Source organism: Paenalicyclobacillus macrosporangiidus (assembly GCF_900116805.1).
Taxonomy (GTDB): domain Bacteria; phylum Bacillota; class Bacilli; order Alicyclobacillales; family Alicyclobacillaceae; genus Alicyclobacillus_H; species Alicyclobacillus_H macrosporangiidus.
The window spans coordinates 1-1,581 of sequence record NZ_FPBV01000080.1; the positions used below are offsets into that span (position 1 = coordinate 1).

The following is a 1,581-nucleotide window of genomic DNA, read 5'->3' on the forward strand; positions in this document are numbered from 1 at the left end:
AAAACCCCCATGCCCCTTTGGGGCACAACATTATGATGAAAATGTAGTCGTAGTTGTTTACTGGTGGGTGATCGTGATCCAACATGAGGCCAAGCAGGACAGTGAGGCTGTCGATTATGTGGGGTGCGACCCCGAGCCCAAAAACTAGCCACAACCGCCTTGAGCACAAATTATTGTTGCCAAGAGCACATCCATCAAATTTCGCAACGTCAGGGGGTTGTGCCCTGCTTGGAAAGGATGAACGTGATGGACGCCATTCGCGAGTGCTGTGCAGGCTTGGATGTCCACCAGGCCAACGTCGTCGCGTGCGTTCTAAAGGGACCTCTCGAAGAAAGGCCGCAGATGTTCATGCGGGAATTCCCAACCGTGCTTTCTGGGCTGCTGGAGCTCTCGGACTGGTTGGCCGAACTGGGGTGCACCGAAGTGGCCATGGAGAGCACAGGCGTATACTGGAAGCCTGTGTTCAATGTCCTTGAAGCCACTTGTAAAATCACCCTCGCGAACGCCAGTCATATTAAGAACCTCCCTGGACGCAAGACGGACAAGAAGGACGCCCAATGGATTGCCGAACTTCATCGCTGTGGCTTGGTCTCCAATAGTTTCATCGCTCCCCGAGAGATTCGAGAGCTTCGAGACCTCACTCGGTACCGTCGAAAGCTCAAGGGTTACGAGACGTCCGAACGCAATCGAATTCTCAAGATATTGGAGGATGCCAATATCAAGATCTCCACCTTCGTGAGCGATGTGTTTGGCAAGTCTGGGCGTCTGATGCTCAGTGCGTTGATCAACGGCGAAGTCATTGATCCTGAACAGGTCGCCGATCTTGCCATCGGCCGTCTACGCTCCAAGATCCCCGAACTCACGAAAGCCCTGAACGGTCGAGTCAACCTTCATCACCGAAAAATGCTTCAACGTTGTCTAGAGCACCTCGAGTTTCTGGAGAAATCCATTGCTGAACTGGAAGCCGACATGGAACAATATTTTGCCCCGTATCAAAAGCAGGAGGAACTGCTGCAGACCATCCCCGGTGTTGGTATCCATGTGGCCAGAGTGATTCTGGCGGAAATCGGGACAGACATGTCTGTTTTCCCTTCGGCATCTCACCTTTCGTCGTGGGCCGGAATGAGCCCTGGGAATCATGAGAGTGCGGGTAAAAAGAAACGAGTCAAAACGACACCCGGCAACCAAGGGTTAAAGTCGGTACTCCTGGAAGCTGCGTGGGCCGCAAGTAAAACGCGAACTTTCCTCGGTGCGAAATTCTGGTCTGTAGCTGGGCGCAAAGGTAAAAAACGAGCTACTATGGTCGTCGCACACAAGATCCTCGTGATTGCATATTTCGTACTCAAAGAGGGGCAACCATACAGCGAACTTGGGCATGATTATCTGGAAAGGCGGAAACCGATTTCCACGGAAGAAATGATGATTCGTCGTCTTGAAAAACAAGGCTATGTAGTAACAAGACCCAGCGATACTACAGCCTAATCTCTTCAGATGCAACTCTTCAGTGTCCCGGGCATTCTATTGTCTCAAAACAGCGTAATGTGACATCTCCTGCCTTAAAGGAGGCCATTTTCTCATCAA

General features: G+C 51.4%; 1 protein-coding gene. It reads left to right on the plus strand.

All coding sequences use genetic code 11. The features are described 5' to 3' along the window. The first annotated feature begins 246 nt into the window (after positions 1–246). On the plus strand, positions 247–1,482 hold the full coding sequence (locus BM357_RS18725) for an IS110 family RNA-guided transposase (RefSeq protein ID WP_074956919.1): 1,236 nt from the start codon (positions 247–249) through the stop codon (positions 1,480–1,482). Positions 1,483–1,581: the final 99 nt, after the last annotated feature.

Excerpts from the sequence above, each read along its gene's own strand:
- BM357_RS18725 (WP_074956919.1), top strand. The coding sequence starts at position 247 with ATGGACGCCATTCGCGAGTGCTGTGCAGGCTTGGATGTCCACCAGGCC.